Below are 19736 nucleotides of genomic sequence, written 5' to 3'. Positions count from 1 at the left end.
TCGTCCGCGACGACCCGGTCTGCCGACAGCGGGATCGGGGACCTCGGGGCGAACCGGGCCAGCTGCTGGTCCTGGATCGTGTGCAGTGCCGCGTAGGCCTGCAGCAGCCGGGACTCCAGTCGCGCCTTGGCCCGCTCCAGCGCCTCGACCTGCGACAACACCCGATCACCACAGACATCCAGACGCTCGTCCCGGAACGCGCCGCCGACGGCCGCGAGCTCAGCGACGCCCGGGGTGACGCCCCCAGCCGTGCGTCCGGCGCGGGCGTCGACTGGGCGCCCTCCGTCGCGGCCTATCCCTCTCGACTCCGTACCGGCCCCGGGCGCGGCGAGACCACGGCAGTCGGTGGCACCTTCGGCCGACGAACGACCCTCACGGAACACCCTGTCCGCGGCGAGGATCCGCCGGACCCGAGCGAGACGACCGCTCGCAGACCCGGCGGGCAGCGCGTCGAGATAGGGCATCGCCGCTCTCCTTCCGCCGGGTGGTCTCCTACCTCAATTAGAACACATGTTCGAATGAGATGGAAGAGTTGTCCACACGCTCAATTCCTCGACCGAGCTTGTCCCACAAGCCGATTCGGAGACGTACGTCGACGGAAGAAGGCGCGGACGTCCCGGCGAGGAGCGCGGGAGCAGCTAGGAGGCCGACACCTTCGGCCGGGACTTGCGTCGGGTCAGCAGCACGCCGACGATGCAGAGGGCACCGCCGAGGAAGGTCAGCGCCGGCGGCACCTCGTCGAGCAGCACCCCGGCGATGAGGGTCGCGATGAACGGCACGAGGAACGTCGTCAGGGTGACCGTGCCGGCATTTCCCCGCGCGAGCACGTAGGCCCACGTCGTGAAGGCGATGGCCGTCGGGAACACCCCGAGGTAGGCGATCCACAGCAGCGACGACGCGTCGCCCGTGCGCACGACGTCGACGAGCTGGCCGCTCCACGGCAGGCACGTCACGGCGCCGATGACGCACGCGATCCACGTGACCTCGGGTCCGGGCAACCGCCCGAGGAGCGGCTTCTGGGCGAGCACGCCGATGCCGTAGGTGACCGCCGCGAGGACTGCGAGCCAGACGCCGACGAGGTCGCTGGAGTCGCCGGTGGAGAACCCGCGGGCGATGACGACGACGCCCGCGAACCCGACCGCCATCCCGATGAGCAGCCACCGCGTCATGACCTCACCGAGGAACACAGTGGCGAGCAGCGCGACGATGATCGGGCCGATCTGGACGATGAGCGCCGAGGTGCCAGCGTCGATGCGTCGCTCGGCCTCGTTGAGGGCCAGGTTGTAGATGCCGAACCACGCGATGCCGCACAGCAGCAGGAGGGGCCAGTCACGCCGGGCCGGCCACGTGCGCGGCCGACGGAAGACGAGGACGGCGAGCGCCACCGACGCCACGAGGAGCCGGCCGAGCGACAACGCGCCGGCGGGCACGGAGTGGCCGAGATGGCGGATCGCGACGAAGGCGGACGCCCAGAGCACGAGCGTCAGGCTCATCGCGCCGAGGACGAGCCACCGGTTCGACGCGGGCTCGACAGACCCGTCGACCCCCGACGCCGACTCCCCCACGGCCGACTCCACCCCCAGCGACGCAGCGTCCGGGAGGACCGGTGCCGGGACGACGGTCGCGTCGACGTCGGACGGGGGCTGGTTGTCGCGGCCGGGCCGCGCTTCGAGGCTCACCCGAGAAACCTAGGCCCCGATACCGACAGCACGCCGCCCCATTTCCGGCCAGCCACCCGCAGCATCGCGCCACCTGTCGGACATCAATTCCTACCTACCGACTTCCATAAGTTATGGTTGTCCGTGTGGAAACGTGCAGTTATGTGATGCCCAGCGCCTGGGAGCGATGTCGAACGGCTCGTTGAGCCCGCCCTCACCCGTCGAGCCCCCATCACCGCACCCACGAAAGGCCCTATACATGTCCCGTCACACCCCGCGCACCGCCGTCCAGCTCGCCGACACGGCCCGACGCCTCGCCCGCCAGCAGACCCTCTGGTCCAGGCTCGTCGACTTCGACCCGGTCACCCGCTACTACGCCCGCCTCCACGCCGACGACGACCACGAGGCCTGGCTGCTGACCTGGCTGCCCGGCCAGGGCACGCCGTGGCACGACCACGGCGGCAGCTCGGGCTCGTTCGTCGTGCTCCAGGGCGTCCTCACCGAGGAGGTCGCCGGCTACCGCAGCGCCGTCGACCTCGACGACGTCCGACGCGTCACCGGCCCCGGCATCCGGCTGACCCCAGGAGACCAGAGGACCTTCGGCCGCCGCCACCTGCACCGGGTCACCAACCTCGGGCCCGACCCGGCCGTCAGCCTCCACGTCTACGCCCCGAAGCTGACGCTCATGACGAGCTACCGTGAGATCGACGGCGCGCTCGCCGTCGAGGAGGAGCAGGCGGCAGGAGTGGACTGGTGAGCACGATCGACGAGGTCCTGACGGCGGCGCGCGACCGGCTGCACCGGCTCACGCCCGAGCAGGCCGACGCCGCGGTCCGCGAGCGAGGCGCTGTCGTCGTCGACACCCGACCGGAGGCGCAACGCCGGGCCGAGGGGGAGCTGCCGGGGGCGCTCCTCGTCGAGCGGAACGTCCTCGAGTGGCGCTTCGACCCCGCCTCCGACGCGGCCCTGCCCATCGCGAGCCACGACCTCGAGGTCGTCGTGCTGTGCCAGGAGGGCTACTCCTCGAGCCTGGCCGCGGCGTCGCTGCAGGACCTCGGCATCCGCAGAGCCACCGACGTCATCGGCGGCTTCGCGGCTTGGCGCGACTGGCTCGCAGGCCAGCCGGCCGACTGAGCGCTGGTCAGTGGCCGGGGCCGACGACCATCTTGGCCCGCTCCGACTCGTGCGCCCCGCCCTTGGCCGCGAGCGTCGTGCAGGCGGCCTCGACGTCGCGGGCCAGGGTGTCGACGTGCTCGCGGCTCATCGTCTCCTTGACCAGGGCCCGCATGATCGTGACGTCCTGGGCGTCGGGCGGCATCGTGTACGCCGGCACCATCCAGCCGCGCTCGGCGGACAGCTGCCACGCGATGTCGAACTCGTTGTAGCTCTGCTCGCCGGACAGCCGGAAGGCGACGAGCGGCAGCTGTTCCTTGTCGCGACCGATGAGCTCGAACCGCCCCATCGCCTCGAGCTGGTCGCCGAGGATCCGGGCGTTCTCCTGCATGTTGCGCATGATGTACGCGTAGCCCTCCCGGCCGTACCGCACGAAGTTGTAGTACTGCGCCAGCACCATGGCCGAGCCGGTGGAGAAGTTCAGGGTGAAGGTCGAGTCGGTCTTGCCGAGGTAGTTCTCCATGAAGACCAGGTCCGGCGCCAGGTCGGCGACCTCACGGAAGACGAGCCACCCGATGCCCGGGTAGACGAGGCCGAACTTGTGCCCCGACACGTTGATCGACCGCACCTGCTCGAGTCGGAAGTCCCAGGGCGAGTCGGGGTAGAGGAACGGCCACACGAAGCCGCCGCTCGCCCCGTCGATGTGCAGCGGCACGTCGAGGCCGCGCTCCTGCTTGATCCGCACGAGCAGGTCGTTGATGCCGACGACGTCGTCCTTGTGGCCGGTGAAGGTCGTCCCGAGCACGGCCGCGACCCCGATGGTGTTCTCGTCCACGTGGGGTTCGACGTCCTCCGGTCCGATCGTGTACTTGCCGGACCGGAGCGGGACGATCCGCGGCTCGACGTCGAAGTAGCGGCAGAACTTCTCCCAGACGACGTGCACGTCGCCGCCGAAGACGAGGTTGGGTCGCTCCGTGGAGCCCCCCTCGGCCTGCCGACGCGTCCGCCAGTTCCACTTGAGCGACAGGCCGCCCAGCATGATCGCCTCCGACGAGCCCTGGGTGCGCGCGCCCGTGGTCTCGCCCGGCGCGTGGAACAGGTCGGCGAGCATCCGGATGCAGCGCTGCTCGATCTCGGCCGTGCGCGGGTACTCCGCGTGGTCGATGAAGTTTCGGTGCAGGTTCTCGGCGATGATCCGCTGCGCCTCGGGTTCCATCCACGTCGTCACGAAGGTGGCGAGGTTGCGGCCCGGGTCGCCCTCGAGGGCGAGGTCCTCGCCCACGAGGCGCATGGCGTCGACCGCGCTCATCCCCGTGGCGGGGAACTCGCGGCTCGGCACCTCCTGGGTGACGAAGCGGTTGCCGTAGAGGGCGCCGACGGCGTCGAGCTCGGACGGGGTGCTCATGCGATTCTCCTTCGCTCGGTCAGGGTCTGGACGTGTCAGGGAGGTCAGGCGTCGGCGTCGCAGCAGCCGACAGGGCGCGGCGCCACGCCGGGAGCATGAGGGCCGCGCCGAGGAGGAAGCACGCGGCGCCGAAGAAGGTGCCGGCGACGGCGATGCGGGTGTCGAGCACCTCGTCGGTGCTCGGGACGACGTAGCTCGCGAGCGCCGAGGCCATGAAGAGCACCGAGCCCAGCATGTTGACCCATGCGATCCGCCACGGGAAGGACTCGGACTCGACGCTGAGGAAGTGGCGTGAGACTGCGAGCACGGCGAAGGCGCTCGACACGAGGAAGAGGACCGACCCGTAGACGTCGGGCCGCCACACGTAGCGGTCCGACTCGGCGGCCGTCGCGTTGTGGGTCAGGGCGGCGGTGGTGCTGATGTTGAAGAACAGCGTGCCGGGGAACTGGGCGGCCGCGGCCAGCCACGCGCGGTCGTGCGGCATCCAGCCGGCCAGACGCGCCCGCACCCGCTGGCGCTGCGTCACCTCGTCGACGGCGGTCGTGCCGGGGGTCTGCGCCTGGACGAGCTGGCAGTAGGAGGCGCACGTGAAGAAGACCGACCCGACCACGTAGGTGATGTCGTCGGCCCGGCTCCCGGTGGCCGACACGTACGCCGGGACCGAGCCGACCACGAAGCACGCCGAGCCGGCCATGAAGAGCCAGGCGATCGTCGTGTTCAGGCGGTCTGGTCGCACTCGCATCCGGTTGCTCGCTCTCGACGACGGCTCGGTCGATCCACTATCGACGGATCGTCGTCGTGACGACTCACCCCCTCGGGATGACTCGGGCCGCGTCCTGCGGCTCCTCCGGCTGCGGTGGCCCAGGCGTGGGCAGGACCGCCGTGAGGACGTACGACACGACGACGGCGACGACGACCTGCGGGGTGATCCTGAGGCCGTCCGCGCCCATGAGCAGGGTCGCGAGGAGCACCGACGTGAGCGGCAGCCGGAGCATGGCGCAGCACATCGCGCCGATGCCCGTGCCGATGGCGGCCGCGAGCTCCATGCCGGGGAGGCCGCTCAACGCGATGCCGAGCACGGCGCCGATGAACATGGCCGGGAACACCGGGCCGCCCCGGAAGGCACTGAGCGAGAGCCCGTAGGCGACACCCTTGAACAGCGCGAGGAGCACGAGCACCCCGAGCGAGTAGCTCGCGGCGTTCGCGACGAGGCCGGGCAGCGCGTCCTGCCCCGAGAACAGCACCTGGCCGAACTCGTGCCCCGTGAAGCCCTGGTAGGCCGTGGCGCACAGTCCGACGAGCAGGCCGAGACCCACCGTGACCGGCAGCCGGTTGCGGTGCACGAGCGGCCGCACCGTCAACGCGAGCCAGCGGATCGCCCAGCCGAGCAGCGCGCCGAGGGCGCCGACCGGAACGGCCCACAGCAACGACGGGATGGTCGGCGCCACGGCCTGCGGCACGGTGGTCAGGGCCAGCGAGAACGTACCGAGCCCGGTCCAGGCGTCGAGCCCGACGAACACCAGCGCGCCGATGCCCGACGCCAGCAGGCCGGGCAGCGCGACGAGGCTGAGGGTCGCCCCGGCGATGCCGACCGCCTCCATGATGAGGAACGCGCCGAGCAGCGGCGAGCCGAGCAGCGTGCTGACGGCGGCGAAGCTGCCGGCGGAGGCCATGATCGTCGCGGCCATGGGCGGCGCGTCGCGTTTCGCCAGTCGCACGGTGAGGGCCGCCAACCCACCGCCGATCGCGATGAGCGGGGCTTCCGGCCCGAGCACGGCCCCGAGGCCGAGCGTCGTCAGGGCGGCGATGACGACGCCTGGGAGGTCACGGCCGGACACCGGACCGGTGCCGGTGTGGAAGCCGAGAGCCGGCGAGTGACCCGCCGTGCCCGGCAGGTGACGGATCGTCAGCCCGACGAGCAGGCCGCACAACGCGAGCCAGGGAACGGGCCACCAGGCCGGGGTGCCGGCGGCGAAGAGGTCGGACGGGAGGTCGTCGAAGAGGTAGGTCTGGATGGCACCCGCCAGCGCGAGGAACCCGTACGCCACGGCCGAGATCGGGATGCCGAGGAGCGCCGCGAGCACCAGGGCCGACAGGTAGGCGCGGGACCGGAGGATGCTCGCCGGGTCGAGCGCGCCCGGCGACCCGGGTGGCGTGGCCGCGTCAGTCACCTCGGTCTGCCTCCTCGCCCGAGGTCCCGCCCGGAGCGGGACGTACGTGCGTCCTTGCGTCCCAAGGTAGCCCCGGGTCACGGTCCGGCGCGGGCGATCGGCGCGCATCGCGCCCTACGGGTTCACGCCCCTGCTGACCGCGAATTTCCCCTTCTTGTGGTGCGATCCGGACGAATGCCGCCACGCGCCGCAGCGCGCCGCACCGCGTCGCTGAGCCGGTCGAGGTGGCCCGACCCCAGGCGCCACCGCTGCCAGTAGAGGGCGACGTCGACGTGGTCGCGGCGACCGAGGCGGACCACCTCACCGGCCGCCACGGCAGGCTCGAGCTGCGACTCGAGCAGCACGCCCCAGCCGAGCCCGGACCGCACCGCGGTGACGAAGCCGGTGCCGTCGGGCACCTCGTGGGTCGGGGGCGCGGTCGAGACGCCGTGGCGTTCGAGCACCCGCTGCTGCAGGTCGTCCTTGGCGTTGAAGCGCACGACGGGCATCGCGGACCAGTCGACGCCGCGGCCACGCGTGTAGCGCTCGACCAGCAGCGGCGACGCCGCCGGGACGTACCGCAGCGTCGCGAGGGGTTCGGTCGAACACCCCTGCACCGGAGCGGGATCCGAGGTCACCGCGGCCAGCACGTGACCGGCTCGCAGCAGCGATGCCGAGTGGTCCTGGTCCTCGACGCGCAGCCGGAGCGCGATGCCGTCCCACGTGGCCGCCTCGCGCAGCACTCCGCCGAACCACGTCGCCATCGAGTCGGCGTTGACGGCGACGCTCAGCTCGACGACACCGCCTGACGCCGGGGCCAGCTCACGGGCGACCTCGTCCTCGAGGAGGCGCTGCTGGCGGGCGAGCCGCACGAGCGACTCTCCGGCCGGAGTGGCCCGACAAGGCGTCGCCCGGACGAGTACGACCTGGCCGATCTCGTTCTCCAGCGCGCGAATCCGCTGGCTCACAGCCGACGGCGTGACGTTCAGCTGCCGCGCTGCGGCCTCGAAGGTGCCCGACTCGACGATGGCGAGGAGGGCGGCGAGCTGGTCGGACTGCAGGCGCATGAAGCCATGCTAAGGATCGTGAAGCAACTTTCGCTTCACTGTTGGCTCCTGGACACCTACCGTCGAAGCCATGACCGTCGCGCTCACCGGCTTCCTCACCATGGCGGGCCTCATCGTCGCCATCGGTGCGCAGAACGCCTACGTCCTGCGCACCGGCCTGACGCGTCGGCACGTCGGCATCGTCGTCACGGTGTGCGCGGTCTCCGACGCCGTGCTCGTGGTGCTGGGGGTCCTCGGCGTCGGACGCGTCGTCACCGACCACCCCACGGTGCTGACGTGGGTGCGCTGGCTCGGCGCGGCCTACCTCGTCGCGTTCGGCGTCCGCTCGCTGTGGAGCGCGCGCCAGCCGGCGGCCCTGCGCGCCGGCGACGACGGCCCCGGGCGGCGCGGCGTGCTCGCCACCGTCCTCGCGCTGACGTGGCTCAACCCGCACGTCTACCTCGACACCGTCCTGCTCGTCGGCTCGCTCGCCAACCAGCACGGGCCCACCGGACGCTGGTGGTTCGTCGCCGGGGCCGTCACGGCGAGCGTGGCGTGGTTCACCGGGCTCGGGTACGGCGCGCGCCTGCTCGCCCCGCTGTTCGCCCGGCCCGCGACGTGGCGCGTGCTCGACGTCGTCGTCGCGCTCGTCATGTTCGCCGTCGCGGCGACGCTCGTGCTCGCCTGAGGGCGCGTCGCGAGGTGTTCCCTGAGGCGCGCCCCGCCCCTTCTGAGGTACCCGGGGCCCCCGTCTGAGGTAGCCGGGCGCCGAAGGATACGAAGGTCGTCCGATGTGCGGCCCTACCTCAGCCGCCGAGTCTGGAGCAGTCAGCAGAACCACCCGGACCAGCAGCGAAGGACACCGATCATGAGCACGTCGCTCAACGACTACAACATCGTCCGTGCGGCCGTCGAGGCCCGCTACGCACCGCGGGCCCACGCCTCGCGCCGGCTCTCCTCCCTCGAGGTCATCCGGCGGGCGCACTCCCGCACCGACCGCGAGGTTCAGCGGGGTACGCGGACCCGGTGACGGTGGTGACCGCCACCCTCTCCCTCCACCCAAGCCTTCCCATCCTCCCGCCCGGCGCCGACCTCGGCGCCACCTCCCCCCGCCCCGGCGACATCCGCGCGGCTCTCCCGCCACTGTCGCCGGGGTACGGGATGATTCCCACCATGCCGTTCAGCACCGGCGCCCTCATCGGGAGGGACGCCGACCTGCACCACCTCTCCGACGCCGTCGGTCTGCCCGTGGACGCCTCGTCGTCGCCCACCCGGACCGGCGTCGTCGTCGTGTCCGGCGACGCCGGCATCGGCAAGTCGCGCCTCCTGGGCCAGCTGGCCGCCGATGCCGTCGACGCGGGCTGGTTCACCGCGGTCGGCCACTGCGTCGGCCTCGCCGGCGGCAACATCGCCTACCTGCCCTTCGTCGAGCTGCTCGGCGCCGTCGACGCGCGCCACCCGGAGGTCGTCGAGCACGTCCTCGCGACGCACCCCGGCCTCGCCCGCCTCCTGCCCGCCCGCACCGATGCGGCGGCACCCGACACCCCGGTGACCCTGGGTACCGATCCCGGCCAGGTCGCCGAGGGCGTCCACGCCCTCTTCACCGCGCTCGGCGAGGTCACGCCGTCGCTCCTCGTCGTCGAGGACGCGCACTGGGCCGACCACTCCTCGCGCGACCTGTTGACCGTGCTGCTGACGCGTGGGTTCTCCACCGACGTCTCGCTCGTCGTCACCTACCGCTCCGACGACCTGCACCGACGCCACCCGCTCCACGAGACGCTCGCCGTGTGGGCCCGCATCGCCGGGCTCCAACGCGTCGAGCTCGCCCCGCTGCCCGACGACGCCGTCCGTGAGATCGTCGCCCATCTCGAGGGCGCGCCCACCGACCGCGGCACCGCCGACGAGATCGCCCACCGCGCCCAGGGCAACCCGTTCTTCGCCGAGGAGCTCGTCGCGAGCGCCGCCGCGGGCCAGGCCCTGACCGGTGGGCTGAGCCGGGTGCTGCGGGCCCGCGTCGAGCAGCTCGACGACACCGCCCAGCGTGTCCTGCGCGCCATCGCCCTCAAGGGTGGGGTCTACCTCGGTCACGAGCTGCTCGCCCGCGTCGTCGACCTCCCCGACGCCGAGCTCGAGGCCGCGCTCGCGGCCGCGGTCGAGCACCACGTCCTCGAGACCCGCTGGCCCCCGGCGTACACGTTCCGGCACGCGCTCCTCGGCGAGACCGTCGCCGACTCCCTCCTGCCCGGCGAGCGGCTGCGGCTGCACCGGGCGTACGCGTCGGTGCTCGCCGAGCACCCCGGCCTGGCCCCGGCCTCCGAGCTGGCCCGGCACGCCGCCGCCGTCGGCGACCTCACCACCGCCGTCGCGGCGAGCCGGCGCGCCGCGGAGTCCGCCATGAGGATGGGCGGCCCGCAGGACGCGCTCCTGCACCTCGAGCGGGCGCTCGAGTGGCTCGAAGAGGACGACCCACAGCGCGACGAGGTCACGCTCCGGGCCTCCGAGGCGGCCGCCGTCGCCGGCGACCCCGTCCGGGCCGTCGACCTGCTCCGCGACCGGCTCGCCCACCCCGGCCGGGCCCAACGCCCCGAGCTGCGCGCCGACCTGCTCGCCGCGCTCGTCCACGTGGGTCGCAACCTCGACGTGCAGCTCGACTTCCTGGCGCTGACCGACGAGGCCCTGGCCCTCGTCGAGCCGGCGACACCCGACGAGCGTCGGGTCCGCGTGCTGTCGGCGCGGCTGCAGGCCCTCATCGACCTCGGGCTCTGGATCGACGCGTCGGGCGTCGGCGACGAGGTGTCGATGCTCGCCGAGAAGCTCGGTCTCTCCGGCCAGCTCGCCGTCGTGCGCACCATCCAGGCCCGTGTCCTCGAGGTTCAGGAGGACCTCGACGCCGTCGAGGCGCACCTGCGCGGCGTCATCGCGGGGCTCGACGTCGACGACCCGCTGCGGCTGCGCGCCCAGCACCAGCTCGCCTCTCTCGCCCATCGACGCGGCGACCTCCCCGTCGCGCTCGAGCGCTACGACGCCGGGGCCGAGCTGGCCCGCCGGATGAACCGCGAGTGGGCACCGTGGGGCCAGGAGTGCCGGATGCTCGGCGGGCTCACCGCCTACGAGCTCGGCGACTGGGACGGCGCGCTCCGGCGTCTCGAGCTCGGTGAGGCGCCCGCGCCCGAGCCCGGGGGAACGATCTTCACCGGTGCGCGGCTGCACGTCGACGCCGGCCGCGGCGAGCCGGTGGACGCCGACCTCTTCGCCCGGCTCCGACGCTGGTGGCCCTTCGACGGCCTGGCGGTCGTGCTGTCCGTCATGCCCGGCATCGACCTGCTCGGCGACGCCGGCCGCTGGGACGAGCTGGCCGACCTCGTCGAGGACGCCGTCGGGCGGCTCGACACCGTGTGGGGCGAGTACCACGCCGTGGTGCGGCTGGCCGCACTCGTCGGCGCCCAGGCTGCCACGGCGGCACCGACCGCCGACCCCGCCGTCCGCGACCGGCTGGTGGCCGCCACCGAGCGGCTCCTGGCCCGGGCCCGACGCATCGGGGGCCTGAAGCCGGCCGTCGAGCGGGCCAGCCGGCCGAAGTTCGAACGGTCCGAGAGGAGCGACCTCGAGCGCACGAGCCGCGAGACGTGGGCCTGGCTCGCGCGGGCCGAGGCCGAGGCGCTGCGGCTGCGGCGCGCCACCGACCTCGACGACCCGCCCGCCGGGGAGGACCTCGTGTCCGCCTGGCGCACCAGCGTCGCCGCGTTCGAACGCTACGGTCACGTCTTCGAGACCGCCCGGTCGCGCGCCCGGCTCGCCGCCGCGCTCCACGCCGTCGGTGACGACGCCGCGGCCCGTCACGAGGCCGCGGCCGCGCGCGAGGTGGCGCAGCGCCTCGGGGCACGCCCGCTGCTCGCCGAGCTCGACCGCGTCCTGCCGGCAACGGGCGCCGGGCGAGGGAACGGCCGGGACGCATCGGGCTCAGCGGCCCTCACGGCCCGCGAGCAGGAGGTTCTCGAGCTGCTCGCGCGCGGCCTGACCAACGGGCAGATCGGCAAGCAGCTGTTCATCAGCACCAAGACGGTCAGCGTGCACGTGTCCAACCTGCTGGCCAAGCTCGGCGCGAGCGGCCGCACCGAGGCCGCCGCCATCGCCCGACGCCGCGGGCTCGTCGGCTAGGGGCGGCCGAGGCTCAGGGCCGGGCCGGCTCGGGCAGCGCGGCGAGCAGCTCGGCGGTCGTCGTGACCTCCCCGATGCGCGGGAAGACGTGCGACACGGAGTGGTCGTGCGCGGCGGCGCTGCGGTCGCTCATCGCGTCGGACACCAGGACGACGTTGAAGCCGAGCTCGTGGGCGAAGCGCGCGGTGGACTCGACCCCGGCGCTCGTCGCGACGCCCGTGAGCACCACCTGGGTGGCTCCACGGCCACGCAGGTAGGTCTCGAGCGAGGTGCCGGTGAAGGCTCCCCACGTCCGCTTCGTCACGAGCTCGTCGTCGGGCTGCACGTCGAGCCCCTCGACGAGCTCGGCGAAGTCGGCACCGAAGGCCGGACGCGGCGCCCCCGCCTGCTGGGCGTCGGTGCGGCCCGGAGCCCCGCCGGTCACGTTGACGAGGACGACGGGCAGACCACGGGCGCGGAAGGCCGCGGCGAGGTCGCGGCTGCGGCGCACGATGTCGTCGAGGTCGTGGGCGGCCGGGCTCGCGAGGATGCCCTTCTGGAGGTCGATGACGACGAGGGCGGGGGTCTCGTCGAGGGTGCTGAGCGGCACGGGTACTCCTTCTGGTCGGGGGCGGCCGATCGCGGACAGCGACCGGTCGGCGAGGGTCACGACGAGCACGAGCGCGGCTGCCACGGCGGCGAAGCCGGCGATCTCGTGCAGGCCGTCGCTGTCGGCGGACGCGCCGAGGAAGTGCCCGGTGGCGGCCGAGGCGGCGATGGCGCCGAGGTACATGAACGTGCGCAGCAGGCCGGCCGACGCGCCGAGCCGCTCGGGGTCGGCCTGGTGGTAGACGGCGTTCTGGTTGGCGAGGTTGAGCAGTCCCTGCGGCACACCGAGCAGCAGCACCAGGACGACGAGCAGCCAGATGGCGCTGTGCCCGCCGAGCGCCAGCATGAGCACGGCGGCGACCACCTGGAGCACCCCGCCGACGACGAGCTTGCCGCGCACGGCGGCGTGACGGCCGGTCAGCGTCGACACGATGATCGCCGTGCCGAACATCGGCAGGAGCAGCAGGCCGGCCTGCGACGGCTCGAGGCCGCGGCCCTCCTCGAGCCACTGGGTGAAGCCGTAGAGCACCGAGTAGCTGACGACGGCCGTCAGCAGCATCCGCACGTAGGTGAGCCCCAGCGGACGGTTGCCGCGCACCACGCCGAGCGGGCCGAGCACGTCGCGTCGCCCGGACCGCGGGAGCGTCGACGTGTGCGGGGGCGTGCCGAGCGCCCCGGTGCCGCGTGGCAGCCGGGTCGCGCCGAGCACGAGGCACGCCAGAGACAGCGGGATGTTGACGGCGAACGTCGCGCGCCAGCCCCCGACGCCGGTGAGCAGGCCGCCCAGGGTCGGGCCGACGACGGCCACGGTCTGGTTGGCCACGGCGAGCGTCGTGAGGATGCCGTTCGGGGAGTCGCGACCGGTGCGCCGGGCCTCGCGGCGGATGAGGTGCATCGAGGCCGGGTAGCCGGCGCAGGTGCCGAGGCCGAGCACGACGCGGGCCACGACGAGCCAGCCGAGGCCGGGCGCCACCATGCCGAGCACGCCGGCCGCCCCGACCATCGCCGTGCCGACGAGGTAGGGCACGCGGGGGCCGAAACGGTCGACGAGCCGGCCGACGACGGGCTGCCCGATCGCGGTGGCGACGTAGAGCGACGAGATGAGCCAGGCCGTCCGGGAGGGCGCGGCCCCGAGGTCGCGCCCGATCGGGACGAGCGAGATGGCGATGATCGAGCTGTTGACGGGGTTGAGGACGGACCCGAGCACCATGGGTGCGACGAGCCGACGGTCGAAGCCCGACCGGTCGCGCTGGGTGCGGCGACGCCACAGATCCTTAGTAACCCTAACCATTTCTTTAGGTACACTAAGCACTTGTGACGCGCAGATCAAGTGCCGGGTCGGATGCCGAGCTCGTCCTCGCCGTCAAACGGGCGGTGAGCCGCTTCTACGCGCGGATCCGGTCGGAACGGCCGCCCGGCGACCTCGGCGACGGCGCGCTCGAGGTGCTGGCGCGCGTCGAGAAGTACGGGCCCCACACGCTCACCGAGCTCAGCGACTTCTACCGCGTCACGCCGGCGTCGATGAGCCAGTCGGTCAACCGCCTCACCTCGAGCGGCTACGCCGAGCGCGTCCGCGACCCCGCCGACGGGCGACGCGTGCTCATCGCCGCGACCGACGACGGCGCCCGGCTCTCGGTGCAGGCCCGGGGGCAGCGCGACGCCTGGATCTCGGCGCACCTCGGCGCGCTCGACGACGCCGACCGCGAGGTCCTCAGGCGCGCGAGCGAGCTGCTCCTTCGGATGGCCGACGCCCGGGAGTGAGGGCGGCGGGGCGCGACCGACGCAGCCCGGGCGTCAGCGCGACCGACACGGCGACCGACGCCACGGCCATGACGCCCATGGCGCGCGCCGCGGCGTCCGGCCCGACGCCGAGGGCGCCGGCGACCGCACCACCGAGCAGCGCGCCGACGGCCTGGCCGACCATGAGGCCGGTGCCCTGCAGGCCGAACACCTGGCCGCGCGCCTCGGCGTCGGTGTGCGTGACGAGGCGCTCCTGCAGCGGCAGGCTGGCCGAGTAGCCGGCCGATGCGACGAAGGCCAGCGCGGCCGCGAGGGGCAGCGACGGCACGACGAAGAACGCGAGGTAGGGCACGGCGAGCAGCAGGCGAAGCGGCCCGATCAGCTTGTCCCGCAGGGGGATCGACAGGAACCGGCCGACGACGACGTCGCCGATGAGCATGCCTGCCGCCGTGACGGCGAACAGGTAGCCGGCCCGCTCGCCCGCGAACGGCACGAAGAGCGCCTCGCAGCCGACGATGAGGCCGTTGGGCACCCAGAGCGTCAGGTAGATCGGGCGGACGACCCGCGAGCCGAGGAGGCGGCGGTTGACCTCGCGGGTCCGCTTCACGAGCGAGGCCCCGGCGTGGCGCGGCGGGTGGTCGGACAGCCCGAGGCGCAGCAGCAGCACCGCGACGAACAGTGCCGTCGCCGCCCCGAGGAACAGCTGCGTCGTCGTGAAGCGGATGAGCAGCAGGCCGGCGATGCCGTAGCCGACGATCTGCATGCCACCGACCGCGATGTTCATCGTCGCCCGGCCCAGGATGAAGCCGTCGGGCGGCAGGATGTCGGAGACGAGCGCCATCATGCTGCCGCCGAGCGCCGAGGTGATGAGCGGGCCGACGGCCAGCAGTACGAAGCGCCAGCCCCAGGGCAGGCCCGGGATCGCCTGGAGCAGGTCGGTGACGAGCGTCGTCGCCGTGACGAGCACGAGGGCGGTGCGCGGGCGCACGAGGTCGGACCCGGAGCCGAAGAGCGCCTGCCCGACGATCCGCATGAGCGGCGCGCCGAACATCGACAGCGCGGTGAGGACGGGCGACCCGGTGGCGGCGTAGGTGATGGTCCCGAGCGCGAGCGACGCGACGGAGTAGGCGCCGATGTTGAGGCACTGGACGAGGAAGAGGACGCGGAACTCCCGCACGGCGAACAGCTGTCGGTACGTCTGCACCGGCACACGGTGCCCGACGCTGGTGGCCCGGCGCTAATGTTTCGGGCTGAGTCGAAAGGTGGCAGTCCATGGGGACCTGGCAGATCTCGGCCGACCTGCTCGCGCGGAGCAGGTTCGTCGTCTCCCCGCGCATCGAGACGGTCGGCGCCCTCAACGACCTCGTCCGGCCGTCCGACCCCGAGGGCCGCGCCCTGGCCGCCGCGCACGGCGAGGCCTTCCGCGCCATGCTCGACGATCACCCGGTCCGCCGGGCCGTCCTCGACCACAGCTGGCGGCCGCAGTGGATCTCCGACTGGCTCTGCCTGCCGCCGACGGGCTCGACGGCGGGCGGACGCACCTTCGCCGAGGAGCTCGACGACGTGCGCGACCTCGGCGACGACCTCGTGCGCACGCGCCTCGCCGAGAGCTCCCCGATGCGTCGGCTGCCCGACGTCCTGCTCCGCGACGGCGTGACCGAGCACGCCGTCGACCTGCTCGAGTGGGTGTGGACGCACGTCCTCGCCACCGACTGGGCCCGCCGCGAGCGCATCCTGCGCGCCGACGTCGTCGCCCGCACCTCGCGCCTCGCGACCCAGGGCTGGGCCGCCGTGGTGCGCGACCTCGGCCGCGACCGCGAGTGGATCGGCGACGGGCACCTGCGGATCAACCACTACGACCTGCCCTCGCGCGTCCTGCCCGACGACGCCGACCTCTTCTTCGTCCCGGTCAACCACAAGGCGCGGTGGGTCGGCTGGCTGCTGCCGCGTCGGTACGCCGTGTACTACCCCGTCACCGGGGCGCTCGCCCGCGTCGACGCCGGCGCTCCCGACGGGCTGGAACGCCTCGTGGGCCGGTCGAGGGCCACGCTGCTCGTGGCCCTCCAGTCGCCCAGCAGCACAACGGGACTCGCTGCCAGGACGGGGCTGGCGGTCGGCTCTGTCGGCGACCACCTCAAGGTGCTCCTCGCCGCCGGCGTCGTGCTCCGACGCCGCTCGGGCCGCGAGGTCCTCTACTGGCGGACCGCCCTCGGCGACGCCCTCGTCGCCTCCGGCGCCGGGTAGTTCTCCCCATGTACGCGTGGCGGGGCCGCCTCTACGGTCGGCTCGGGCAGGAGCACCTGCCCACACCACACGGAACACAGGGGTAGTCATGTGTGAGCTCCACGAAGACCTCGGCAGCACCGGCACGACGTCAGCCTCGCCGCTCACCGACGGCGTCGGTCGACGCACGCTGATCCGCGGCGCGGGCGGCCTCCTCCTCGGTGGCGGTCTCATCGCCGCCACGGCGACCGCGGCCAGCGCCGCCACGTCGCAGAACGGCTGGCCCGCCGGCTCGACCTCGCAGATCCCGATCGTCGGCCTCACCGCCGGCGGCGTCACCTTCCCCGCCGGTGTCCGCAGCGGCCAGGTGCACACGATCCTCGCCTACGTCGCGGGCCGTTTCGACCGCGAGGTCGAGGCGCTCGTCAAGGGCTGGTGCTGGGGCCACAGCTACCGCCCGATCTCCGGCAGCACGACCCTGTCCAACCACTCGAGCGGCACCGCCATCGACTGCAACGCGCCGCGCCACCCCCTCGGCAAGTCGGGCACCTTCTCGTCGGCGCAGCGCTCGAAGATCCACGCCATCGTCGCCTCGTGCAACGGCGTCGTCCGTTGGGGCGGCGACTACTCCGGCCGCAAGGACGAGATGCACTTCGAGATCAACGTGCGCCCCGGCGACCCGCGGATCGCCCAGCTGGTCAAGCAGATCGGCGGCGGCACACCGGCCCCCGCCCCGATCGCCTGGACGACGGTCAAGCGCGGCGCCAACGGCTTCCGCACCACGGCGATCCAGCACCTGCTGCGCCAGCGCGGCTACTCGCTCTCCGTCGACGGCGTCTTCGGGGCCGGCACCGAGAGCAAGGTCAAGGCGTTCCAGTCCTCCCGCAGGCTCGTCGCCGACGGCGTCGTCGGCCCGAAGACGTGGACGGCCCTCGTCGTCACCGTGCAGAAGGGCTCGAAGGGCCATGCCGTCGTCGCCGCGCAGAAGCTGCTGACGCACCGCGGCTACAGCCTCACGGCCGACGGCGTCTTCGGCACGACGACGACGAGCAAGACGCAGGCCTACCAGCGGGCACACGGCCTCACGGCCGACGGCATCGTCGGGGCGCGCACCTGGGCCAAGCTGACCGCCTGAGAGTTCGCCGTCCGTTCACCACCACCGGGGCCGCCGCAGGACTAGCGTCACGCGTGTCGCCGTCCATCGATGGAGAAGGGCAGGGCACCATGGCAGAAGACTGGGCAGCAGACGTCAGGAAGTACTCGCCGAACGCCGACGACGCCGCGATCAAGGGCATCGTCCGACACTGTGGCATCGCGCTCCAGAAGCGCGACTCCGCTCTCGTGTCGTTCAGCGACAAGTCGGAGACCGACCGGGTCCGTGACGGCTTCATGAAGAAGAAGCTGGGCCTCACCGACTCCGACACCGACCTCGACGCCGCACTCGCCGAGGTCGGCAAGACGATGCACGCGGACCGCACGAAGAACCGCGTCACCGTCTACTACCTCCTCGCCGAGAAGTACGGGAAGCTCGACCTCTTCCGCTGAACACAGTTCGTCCGAAGCCTCTGTGGCACAATACGATCCGGCCGTGCGCCGTGGGTGATACCTGCGGCCACGGCCGGTCCTGTTCGGCCGCCCGCCGGGGCGAACGACACGTTTCGGTCACGGTCGCGGACCGGGGGTCCACAGGTCGTTTGGCCCCCCTCCGGCTGGGTACCTTGACCTGACGCCCGCGCCACCACCCCGGAAGGGGCACCCCCACATGTCGGCAGACCGCACGCTCACCGCGACCCGGCTGGAGCAGCTGGAACAGACCCTCGAGACCTTCGACGAGGCCGGCGGCCACCGCGTCCTCGGTGACGTCTTCGCCGAGCTCGACGTCGAGCACGCGCTGAGCGAGGTGGTGCTGCCCTACCTGAGGGCCGTCGGCGACCGGTGGGAGAACGGGCGGATCGGCGTCGCCCAGGAGCACTTCGCGAGCAACGTCCTGCGGTCGCGCCTGTCGCTGCTCATGCAGGACGCCGCGGAGGAGGTCACGGCCCAGCGCCCCCTCGCCGTGCTCGCCTGCCTGCCCGGCGAGCACCACGAGTTCGGGCTCATGGCCGCGGCGCTGACGCTCTCGCGCCTCGGTTGGCAGGTCTGCTACCTCGGGGCCAACACGCCGACGGCCGAGCTCTCGCTCGCGTGCCGCACCGTGCTGCCCGAGGCGGTCGTCGTGGCGGCGCTGCGACCCACCGCGTTCGCGGCCCACGCCCCCGCCCTGCGCCGGCTCGCCGAGACCGCGACCCTCTACGTCGGCGCCGCCGGAGCCTCCGCCGAGGTCGCCGACCTGTGCGACGCCAGGTGGCTCGACGGCGACCCGGTGGGGGCGGCGCGAGTCGTCGACGACGGGTACCGACGTGTCGCGCCGGGGCTCGCCGACGCGGAATCCACTGCGGTGTAGGTCTTTCGTCCTCGCGCCGGGGCGGGCTAGGCTCGCCCCTCATGAGTCCGGAAGAGACGCTCGCAGACGCCCTGAGCGGCGAGGTGGCCGACGCGGCCCCCGAGCCCCTCGCCGATGCAGCTCCTGAGCCCCTGTCCCCCGTCATCGACCGACGCGATCCCCGGGTGGCGCTCGCCGTCGCCGGCATCGCCCTGGCAGCGGTCCTCGTCGGCGGCCTCGTGGCCCTGGTGATCAGCTTCTCCGGTTGAGGGCCGCCAGCGCCACCGACCGCCCGGACCGGGCGACGAACTCCTCGAAGGCGGTGACCGTCGGGTCGTGCGCCGGGTTGCGCACCATGGCCCCGATGGTGCGGTCGGCGCGCGGGTGGTCGAGGGCGACCGGCACGACGTCGTTCTCGGGCGCGAAGGCCGGCAGCACCGCGACCCCGAGGCCCGCGGCGACCAGCCCGCGCGCCGTGTGGACGTCCTCGGCCTCGAACCCGACGCGCAGGTCGGCCCCGGCGTCGGCCCAGATCTCCTCGACGCGCCCGCGGAGGCCGAACCCGGTCTTGAGGACGATGACGTCGTCGTGGGCCAGTGCGTCGACGGTGACCGACGCGACGGACGCCGCCGGGTGCGAGCGGTGCACGGCCACGACGAGCGGCTCGTCGTAGAGCACCGTCGTCGAGACGCCCGGCTGCTCCGGCGGCGACGCGACGAGCGCGACCGTGGCGCGTCCGGCCTCGAGCTCGTCGAGGCACTTGGCGCGGGCGCCCTGCGAGAGGTCGAAGCCGACGCCGGGCCACTGGTCGCGGAACCGGCGGATCAGGGCCGGCACGACGGTCTCGCCGAGGAGCGTCTGGAAGGTCAGGGCGACGGTGCCGTGCCCCACGAGCGTCGACCGGGTGACGACGTCGACGCCGCGGTCGAGCGCGGCGACGGCGTCGCGAGCGTGCGGTAGCAAGGCCCTCCCGGCGGCGGTCAGGGCGATGCCGCGGCCGTGACGCTCGACGACGGGCGCGCCGAGCAGCGTGCCGAGGCGGGCGAGCGCGCGGCTGACCGTCGGCTGCGGCAGCCCCAGGACGGCCGCGGCGGTCGTCACCTGGCCGACCTCGGCGACGGTGACGAGGACGGGGAGCAGTGCTGCGACGGCCCGTCGGTCCACACTCATGCCTTCAGCGTATGGGTTACGTCCATGACATGCATTGGTGCTCTGCGCCGACGGCTCCTACCG

The 19736-nt window shown here is 73.1% G+C and carries 19 protein-coding genes; 11 read left to right on the top strand and 8 right to left on the bottom strand.

Annotation, left to right across the window (positions count from 1 at the left end; all coding sequences use genetic code 11):
- Positions 1–638 precede the first annotated feature (638 nt).
- Positions 639–1679 carry a DMT family transporter gene (locus AC3A5R_RS17815; RefSeq protein WP_487622102.1) on the bottom strand — a complete coding sequence of 347 codons (1041 nt, stop codon included), beginning with the start codon at positions 1677–1679 and terminating at the stop codon, positions 639–641.
- Positions 1680–1917: 238 nt separating this feature from the next.
- Between AC3A5R_RS17815 and AC3A5R_RS17810 the strand changes: the two genes are divergently transcribed.
- Both AC3A5R_RS17810 and AC3A5R_RS17805 read left to right on the top strand, forming a co-directional pair.
- On the top strand, positions 1918–2415 hold the full coding sequence (locus tag AC3A5R_RS17810) for a cysteine dioxygenase (protein ID WP_487622101.1): 498 nt from the start codon (positions 1918–1920) through the stop codon (positions 2413–2415).
- Positions 2412–2792 carry a rhodanese-like domain-containing protein gene (locus AC3A5R_RS17805; protein WP_487622100.1) on the top strand — a complete coding sequence of 127 codons (381 nt, stop codon included), beginning with the start codon at positions 2412–2414 and terminating at the stop codon, positions 2790–2792. Before AC3A5R_RS17810 ends, AC3A5R_RS17805 begins: the two co-directional genes overlap by 4 nt.
- 7 nt (positions 2793–2799) lie before the next feature.
- Here AC3A5R_RS17805 and gad read toward each other — a convergent pair whose 3' ends face one another.
- From gad to AC3A5R_RS17785, 4 genes are all read right to left on the bottom strand, one after another.
- Positions 2800–4176: a glutamate decarboxylase gene (gene gad, locus AC3A5R_RS17800; protein WP_487622099.1), complete on the bottom strand. Its 1377-nt coding sequence runs from the start codon at positions 4174–4176 to the stop codon at positions 2800–2802.
- Positions 4177–4195: 19 nt separating this feature from the next.
- Positions 4196–4918, bottom strand: coding sequence for a hypothetical protein (locus tag AC3A5R_RS17795; RefSeq protein ID WP_487622098.1), 723 nt, complete (start codon positions 4916–4918; stop codon positions 4196–4198).
- Positions 4919–4982: 64 nt separating this feature from the next.
- A complete protein-coding gene (locus tag AC3A5R_RS17790; protein WP_487622097.1) occupies positions 4983–6347 on the bottom strand; it encodes a chloride channel protein in 1365 nt (454 codons plus the stop codon).
- Between the two features lie 122 nt (positions 6348–6469).
- Positions 6470–7393, bottom strand: a complete 924-nt coding sequence (locus AC3A5R_RS17785; RefSeq protein WP_487622096.1) for a LysR family transcriptional regulator ArgP — start codon at positions 7391–7393, stop codon at positions 6470–6472.
- 70 nt (positions 7394–7463) lie between these two features.
- On the opposite strand from AC3A5R_RS17785, the gene AC3A5R_RS17780 reads away from it, so the two are divergent.
- The 3 genes from AC3A5R_RS17780 to AC3A5R_RS17770 all read left to right on the top strand — a co-directional run bounded on the left by AC3A5R_RS17780 (position 7464) and on the right by AC3A5R_RS17770 (position 11530).
- Complete coding sequence (locus tag AC3A5R_RS17780) at positions 7464–8060, top strand: LysE/ArgO family amino acid transporter (RefSeq protein ID WP_487622095.1); 597 nt, start codon at positions 7464–7466, stop codon at positions 8058–8060.
- Positions 8061–8240: 180 nt separating this feature from the next.
- Positions 8241–8402 (top strand): hypothetical protein, encoded by a 162-nt coding sequence (locus AC3A5R_RS17775; protein WP_487622094.1) that lies wholly within the window; start codon positions 8241–8243, stop codon positions 8400–8402.
- A 143-nt stretch (positions 8403–8545) separates the two neighbouring features.
- Positions 8546–11530, top strand: a complete 2985-nt coding sequence (locus AC3A5R_RS17770; protein ID WP_487622093.1) for a helix-turn-helix transcriptional regulator — start codon at positions 8546–8548, stop codon at positions 11528–11530.
- 13 nt (positions 11531–11543) lie between these two features.
- Here the strand turns inward: AC3A5R_RS17770 and AC3A5R_RS17765 are convergent, their stop codons facing one another.
- Positions 11544–13409, bottom strand: a complete 1866-nt coding sequence (locus AC3A5R_RS17765) for an MFS transporter (protein WP_487622092.1) — start codon at positions 13407–13409, stop codon at positions 11544–11546.
- A 23-nt stretch (positions 13410–13432) separates the two neighbouring features.
- Here AC3A5R_RS17765 and AC3A5R_RS17760 point away from each other — a divergent pair, with 23 nt between their 5' ends.
- Positions 13433–13879, top strand: a complete 447-nt coding sequence (locus AC3A5R_RS17760; protein ID WP_487622091.1) for a MarR family winged helix-turn-helix transcriptional regulator — start codon at positions 13433–13435, stop codon at positions 13877–13879.
- Here AC3A5R_RS17760 and AC3A5R_RS17755 read toward each other — a convergent pair.
- Positions 13830–15062 (bottom strand): MFS transporter, encoded by a 1233-nt coding sequence (locus AC3A5R_RS17755; RefSeq protein WP_487622090.1) that lies wholly within the window; start codon positions 15060–15062, stop codon positions 13830–13832. The genes AC3A5R_RS17760 and AC3A5R_RS17755 overlap by 50 nt on opposite strands.
- A gap of 68 nt (positions 15063–15130) precedes the next feature.
- Here AC3A5R_RS17755 and AC3A5R_RS17750 point away from each other — a divergent pair, with 68 nt between their 5' ends.
- From AC3A5R_RS17750 to AC3A5R_RS17730, 5 genes are all read left to right on the top strand, one after another.
- Entirely contained in the window at positions 15131–16102 is a 972-nt protein-coding gene (locus AC3A5R_RS17750; RefSeq protein WP_487622089.1) for an ArsR/SmtB family transcription factor, read from the top strand.
- Between the two features lie 88 nt (positions 16103–16190).
- Positions 16191–17216 carry a peptidoglycan-binding protein gene (locus AC3A5R_RS17745; RefSeq protein ID WP_487622088.1) on the top strand — a complete coding sequence of 342 codons (1026 nt, stop codon included), beginning with the start codon at positions 16191–16193 and terminating at the stop codon, positions 17214–17216.
- Between the two features lie 89 nt (positions 17217–17305).
- A complete protein-coding gene (locus AC3A5R_RS17740; RefSeq protein ID WP_487622087.1) occupies positions 17306–17626 on the top strand; it encodes a DUF2853 family protein in 321 nt (106 codons plus the stop codon).
- A 217-nt stretch (positions 17627–17843) separates the two neighbouring features.
- A complete protein-coding gene (locus tag AC3A5R_RS17735) occupies positions 17844–18524 on the top strand; it encodes a cobalamin B12-binding domain-containing protein (protein WP_487622086.1) in 681 nt (226 codons plus the stop codon).
- Between the two features lie 41 nt (positions 18525–18565).
- Positions 18566–18772 carry a hypothetical protein gene (locus tag AC3A5R_RS17730; protein ID WP_487622085.1) on the top strand — a complete coding sequence of 69 codons (207 nt, stop codon included), beginning with the start codon at positions 18566–18568 and terminating at the stop codon, positions 18770–18772.
- Here AC3A5R_RS17730 and AC3A5R_RS17725 read toward each other — a convergent pair.
- Entirely contained in the window at positions 18756–19673 is a 918-nt protein-coding gene (locus AC3A5R_RS17725) for a LysR family transcriptional regulator (protein WP_487622084.1), read from the bottom strand. The genes AC3A5R_RS17730 and AC3A5R_RS17725 overlap by 17 nt on opposite strands.
- Between the last annotated feature and the right edge of the window lie 63 nt (positions 19674–19736).

Source organism: Intrasporangium sp. Soil_C_50 (genome assembly GCF_057656595.1).
This window is presented reverse-complemented; position numbering and strand designations above follow the sequence as displayed.